This is a genomic window from Acetobacteraceae bacterium, assembly GCA_004843165.1.
Lineage (GTDB): Bacteria > Pseudomonadota > Alphaproteobacteria > Acetobacterales > Acetobacteraceae.
On the sequence record CP039459.1, the window covers coordinates 1,416,252 to 1,422,500 of the forward strand.

Consider the following 6,249-nt stretch of genomic DNA (forward strand, 5'->3'; position numbering starts at 1 on the left):
GTTTTAGGATTCTTTATTGAACGAGTTTGAAAAATATATGACTGATACTGTTTCGCAATCTGCTGAACAAACACAAAACAAAGCGGCTGATCTTAAAGTTGCTCCTTCTTTCCCAGATACTTTTCCTGCCCTTACCAAAGCTTTAGAAGGCCAGGGCTATACAACCCCAACACAAGTCCAGCAGGCAATCTTTGATCCAGCTTTGCAGGATAAGGATCTTCTTGTTTCTGCCCGTACGGGTTCCGGTAAAACGGTTGCGTTCGGGATGGCATTTGCTCAGGATCTTTTGGGGAGTGAGAAAAAACTTCCAAAAGCTTCAGCGCCTTTGGCCCTTGTTGTCGCACCAACAAGAGAATTAGCCCAACAGGTTCAAAAAGAGCTTGAATGGCTCTATGCAGAGGCAGGTGCGGAAATCGCCTGCTGTATCGGTGGAACCGATGCCCGCCGTGAGGCTCGCACACTTGAACGTGGTGCGCATATCGTTGTTGGTACACCGGGGCGTCTTTGCGATCATTTATCACGCCGTAATTTGAAACTTTCTAAAGTGCGTGTCGCCGTCTTGGATGAGGCGGATGAAATGCTGGATATGGGATTCCGTGAAGAGCTTGAAAAGCTTTTGGATTCTCTTCCTGAACAGCATCGTACGCTTCTTTTCTCGGCAACGATTGCAAAAGAAATTGTCACATTGGCTAAACGCTTCCAGAAAGATTCTGTGCGTATTGATGTGGCCTCTAACCAAAAGCAACATGCGGATATTGAATATAGAGCCGTTGTGACACCGCCAAAAGAGCTTGAAGCCTCTTTGGTTAATGTCCTTCGTTATTACGAATCTCCAACAGCAATGGTCTTCTGTAATACCAGAATGATGGTGAAAGAAGTTCAAACCTATTTGATGGATCGTGGATTCTCCTCCGTTGCGATTTCCGGGGAAATGGGACAGAACGAGCGGAGCAGAGCGATTGAAAGCCTGCGTTCTGGTCATGCCAGAGTTTGTGTTGCAACCGATGTCGCAGCACGTGGAATTGATATTCGTGCCCTTGAACTCGTCGTTCATGTGACATTGCCCGGCTCTTCGGAAAGCCTTCTCCATCGCTCAGGCCGTACTGGCCGTGCCGGACGTAAGGGTACCAGTGTTCTTCTTGTGCCTGTTAATCAGCGCCGCCGGGCAGAACGTCTGCTCAATCAGGCGCAAATTAAAGCTGAATGGGAAGCCGTTCCAACAATCAGCATGATTACTGAGCGTGATGGCCAGAAATTAATGGAAAACACGCTTTTAAAACAGGCCGCAAAAGCAGAAGTTGAAGGCTCAGAAAATACGGGTGACCAAGCCCTGATTTCGAAGCTTGTCGAAACATATGACGCAAAACAATTAGCAGCGGCTTTGGTTGAATTTTACCTTGCAGGTCTTCCTGCGCCGGAAAATATTGCACCGGTTTCCCCAACAGGACCATCACCACGTGAAATGAAAGGTGCTTGGTTCCGCATGGGATTGGGACGCAAAGAGGGCGCAGATCCAAAATGGCTTGTGCCTTTGATCTGTAAGCTTGGAAATGTCCAAAAACGTGATATTGGTGATATTCGTATTCTGCCAGATCATACACTTTTCCAAATTGCAGATGCCCGTGTCCACCAATTTACCCTTGAAATCGCAGGGGCCGGTAACGATCAGCCTTCAATAGAACCTTCTGCGCCACCACCTCAGGATGCAGGTTTTAACCGTAGCCGAGGCCGTGGCAATGGCGGCGGTGCCGGTGGTGGTCGTGGCGGCAAACCAGGTGCACCACGCAAGGGCGGTAAAGGCGGCGGTTTCGGTAAGAAAACCGGGAAACCTTTTGCCGGACGTTCAGAGGGACGTAAGCGTCCTAAAAAATAAGGAGATAGATAGATTTTTCTTTCAGTAGAAAATTTAGCTGGACATTTCCTTATTGCAAATATGGGGTTGATGGAAACGGAATTTGCACAAACAGTTGTTTATGTTTGTGCGCATTCTAAAGAAGAGGGCGCGATGGGTGTTATTATCAATCGTGTGCTTCGTGATCCAACAATTGAAATGCTTTTTAATCAATTGGACGTTTCCCCCAATCCGCCTCGCCGTCAGCTTTTCTTAGGAATGGGCGGCCCGGTTGATTCCAGTCGAGGTTTTGTCCTTCATTCTCCAGAGCGCACCTATGATGAAACAATGTTGGCGGGTGATCTGGCAGCGGTGACAAGCACCTTGCCGATTTTGCAGGAATTGGCACATGGGGGCGGGCCGGAAGAGGCGCTGATGCTCCTTGGTCATGCTTCTTGGGAAGCAGGCCAGTTGGAATCAGAAATCATTCACCATGATGCATGGTTTATCGCAAAAGCGAATAAACAGATTCTTTTTGATCCCGACCCAAAAGGGAAATGGGAAAAATCCCTCGCCCTCCTCGGTGTAGATCCTGCTTCCCTCACGTTTAAAGTGGGTGAGAGCTAATAAAAAAGCCAGTATTTCGCTGGCTTTTTTTTGTGCTTAATAATTCTAATTAAAATTCTTTCAATGATTTTTTTGAATCTCATAGGCTTCAAGGATATCAGGCATTTCTCCCAATATCGTTTGGAAACGAAATCGATAAAGTGGAATTTGACACAATTCTTGAACAGCTTTTTTGAGAGATTGAAAAAGTTCTGAATGTGAATTTTTATGGTAAAAAACGGTTTTCAGAACCTCTTTATAATAAAAAGGTTCTATTTTATTTTTAAAAATTGTTTCCCATTTTTCTTTGCTTATTTTGATTGAATGTTCAGGATTTACATATCCTTCTTTAAGGCTTTTTATAAAAGCATCTTCTGTATAAGGTTTTATAAAAGTGTTTGGACGCTTGTCTTTTTCATTCTTCCAAGGCTCTAAAAGTCTTTTATCCACCCAATTTAATTTGTCATCAGGACAACGATCATTTCCAAAATTATTAGGGAGATTAAAGAAATTGTCTGGCATATTTGGAAGAGCTGCTGTCCATTCCTGAATAAAATTATTTATTATTGTTTTTTCTATCTTTATAGACTGTGAAAAATTAATAAATTGGGCTGCTGTCAAAAGATTAATATTCGCAGGATTTTCTTCAAAAACTGTTTTTAAAGCCTCTTTAAGTTCATCAGTGGTATCGCCGGCACTACGAAACATAAGAGATTGTGGAATGCTGAATAGGTTCTCAATGCGCTCTTGTTCATGTCGTTTTTCGGTATTAACAATAAAATCCTGTATTTTTTGCTCTACGTTAGATAAATAACCATTTTTGATATTTAAAAAACATTCTGGAAAAAAGTTTGGTTGCTGTTCTGTCAGAATAAGGTGTTGAGAGAAGAGGCAATTCTTTTTTTCTATCATAATACTTTTTATTTTATGATAGCTCTTATCTTGCATTTGGGAGTAATTACGTTTTCTATCCTCTTCCGTAACATTAATTATCCGTCTTGCATGAGGATTTCGGAGATTGAGCTTTTTTTCGATGTAACTATCTTCAGAGAGATCTTTAGAATTTATTTTATGGCTTTTACGGACCTCTTCTAAAAAGCGTCGTTTTCTTATATCTTCCCAAGTTAAGCATAATTCTGGTTCAAAATGCCCCCAGCCTGTAAGGATTGTGCCGAGAATAATTTGCTCCAGAAGCTCTTTATATCCGATAGAGCTTTCATCACATTCTGCTAAAATTGGAGACCAACGTTTTAAAGCGGTGGCTAGATGCTCTAAAACTCGAATGTTACACATCCCCAGTTCTGTTGTGATTTTTAAAAAAGGCTCAATCCAATTTTTAGGAAAGTCTGATTTGTTTTCTTCAATCATTTTTTTCCAAATCTCACCTGCTTCTTCTGCTGTAAGATTCAGCCTTAAAAACTGATTTGTACCTTTTTCTAAGGCTTGCGTGAATTTTTCTTTTCCTTCTTCAATTTGATTTTCATTGAGAAGTAAGATGATCTTACAATTACCTTCATCTCTCAAATAACTGGCATAATGTAAAATTTCATAGGGGTTTATATTGTCTGAGGCTCGCTCAATGTCATCAATACAGATAAGAGAGTTTTGAGTTATTCTTTCTGCTAAAGCGCCTAAGCTAGATTTTACAATATCACTTACAGAAAAGCCTTTAATAGAAAGACTTGGAATAAAATCTTTTGTTTTATACCAGCCGGATAAAGCTAAAATAGCACTTTTTAACTCATTGATATTTTGGCAGTTAGAGGCGGAAGTATAGACGTACCTATATCGTTGAAAGGCTTTACAGTCTCTATTCTCTTTAACGCATTCTTTCCAAATAAAGGTTTTGCCAGCTCCCCATGCGCCGCTTAAAGCTAAGACCTGAGGGATGGGGGATTTAATAAAAGTTTCAATTTCCTGCTTGATATTTTCTAACGCCATTTATCCCATCGCTATTTGTCAAAACTTAAGGTCATTTTCATATAATTTCGCTTCGGTATGATTTTAAGCGTTCCCCTATTGAAATCCTAAAAAAATGTCCAAAATGATATCTATCTCAAGAATTACAGAAGCGTTCTTTTAGAAAGATAAAACGCTTTCTTTTAAAGGAGTGAAGATCTATGGACCCCCAAAAATTTACAGAAAGAAGCCAAGGTTTCCTCCAAGCTGCCCAAACGATCGCTTTGAGAGAGTATCATCCGGAACTGACAACAGAACATCTCCTCAAAGCCATGCTCGATGATAAGCAGGGGGCGGCCTCCTCCCTTATTTCCGCTGCTGGCGGAGATCCCGCAACCGTTCGTCGTTTAAATGACGAAGCTCTCGCTAAAATTGCACAGGTTAAGGGGAGCGGCGCAGGTCAGCCACAGGCAAAACCTGATTTCATGCGCCTTTTAGATAAGGCAGAACAGGACGCAGCGGCAAATGGAGATTCTTTTGTTGCTCAAGATCAGCTTTTAATTACCCTTGCCGAGAGTAAAACGCCTGCCGGCGAAGCCTTGGTGAAGGGGGGCGCAAGCGCTAAAGCCCTCAAGGCGGCAATGGAAACGATCCGTAAAGGCCGTAAAGTCGATAGCGCCAGTGCCGAAAGTAATTTTGATGCGCTGAAAAAATACGCAAGAGATTTAACTTCTCTCGCCCGTGAGGGAAAAATGGACCCTGTAATCGGCCGTGATGAAGAAGTCCGCAGAGCCATGCAGGTTTTGGCACGTCGTACCAAAAACAATCCTGTTCTCATTGGAGAGCCGGGGGTTGGTAAAACGGCGATTGTCGAAGGGCTTGCCATTCGTATTATAAATGGTGATGTGCCAGAAGCATTGCGAGATAAGAAATTACTTGCGCTTGATTTGGGCGCAATGGTTGCCGGTGCAAAATATCGTGGCGAATTTGAAGAGCGCCTTAAGGCGGTTTTAAAAGAAGTCGAAGAGGCCCAAGGAGAAATTATTCTCTTTATTGATGAGTTGCATACGTTGGTTGGGGCAGGAAAAACAGATGGCGCAATGGACGCAGCCAATCTGATTAAACCGGAACTGGCCCGTGGTGTCTTGCAATGTATCGGTGCAACGACGCTTGATGAATATAAGAAATATATTGAAAAAGATGCGGCCTTGGCTCGTCGTTTTCAGGCGGTCATTGTGAATGAGCCGACCGTTGAGGACACCATTTCGATCCTTCGTGGGATTAAAGAAAAGTACGAATTGCATCACGGAGTGCCGATTACAGATAGTGCCTTGGTGGCGGCGGCAATCCTTTCCAACCGCTATGTGACAGATCGTTTCTTGCCAGATAAAGCGATTGATTTGATTGATGAGGCCGGAAGTCGTTTGCGAATGCAGTTGGATAGCAAGCCCGAAGCGATTGATGAGCTTGATCGCCGTATCATGCAGTTAAAGATTGAACGTGAGGCAATCCGTAAGGAAACGGACCCTGCTTCAAAAGACCGCTTGGCGAAGCTTGAGGCTGAGCTTGCCGAGATTGAAGAAAAATCCAACAGCTTAACAGCTGCTTGGAAAACGGAAAAAGACCGTGTTGAAGACGTGCGTAATTTAAAAGAAAAGCTAGATCATGCACGTTCCGAAGTTGAAAAAGCGCAACGAGAAGGTAATTTTCAAAAAGCTTCTGAGTTAATGTATAGCGAAATCCCTTCTTTAGAAAAGAAAATTAAGGAAGCAGAGGAAAAGCAGAAACAGGAAGAGAAAAAAGGTGAACCTTCAGGGCTTGCGTTAGATGCTGTCACGAATGAAGGCGTTGCCGCCATTGTTTCTCGCTGGACAGGTGTCCCTGTCGATAAAATGCTTGAGGGCGAAAAACAG

General features: G+C 43.0%; 4 protein-coding genes (1 of these 4 cut by a window edge). 3 read left to right on the plus strand and 1 reads right to left on the minus strand.

What is annotated here, in order from left to right:
• Positions 1–37 precede the first annotated feature (37 nt).
• Positions 38–1,873 (plus strand): DEAD/DEAH box helicase, encoded by a 1,836-nt coding sequence (locus FAI41_06875; GenBank protein QCE33338.1) that lies wholly within the window; start codon positions 38–40, stop codon positions 1,871–1,873.
• 60 nt (positions 1,874–1,933) lie between these two features.
• Positions 1,934–2,458, plus strand: coding sequence for a hypothetical protein (locus FAI41_06880; GenBank protein ID QCE33339.1), 525 nt, complete (start codon positions 1,934–1,936; stop codon positions 2,456–2,458).
• 60 nt (positions 2,459–2,518) lie between these two features.
• Here the strand turns inward: FAI41_06880 and FAI41_06885 are convergent, their stop codons facing one another.
• Positions 2,519–4,378 (minus strand): hypothetical protein, encoded by a 1,860-nt coding sequence (locus FAI41_06885; protein QCE33340.1) that lies wholly within the window; start codon positions 4,376–4,378, stop codon positions 2,519–2,521.
• A gap of 179 nt (positions 4,379–4,557) precedes the next feature.
• Between FAI41_06885 and clpB the strand changes: the two genes are divergently transcribed.
• Positions 4,558–6,249 carry the 5' portion of an ATP-dependent chaperone ClpB gene (gene clpB / locus FAI41_06890; protein ID QCE33341.1) on the plus strand. Its footprint extends 918 nt past the window's final position, so 1,692 of the gene's 2,610 nt are visible here — the first part of the coding sequence; the start codon lies at positions 4,558–4,560; its stop codon lies beyond the right edge, outside the window.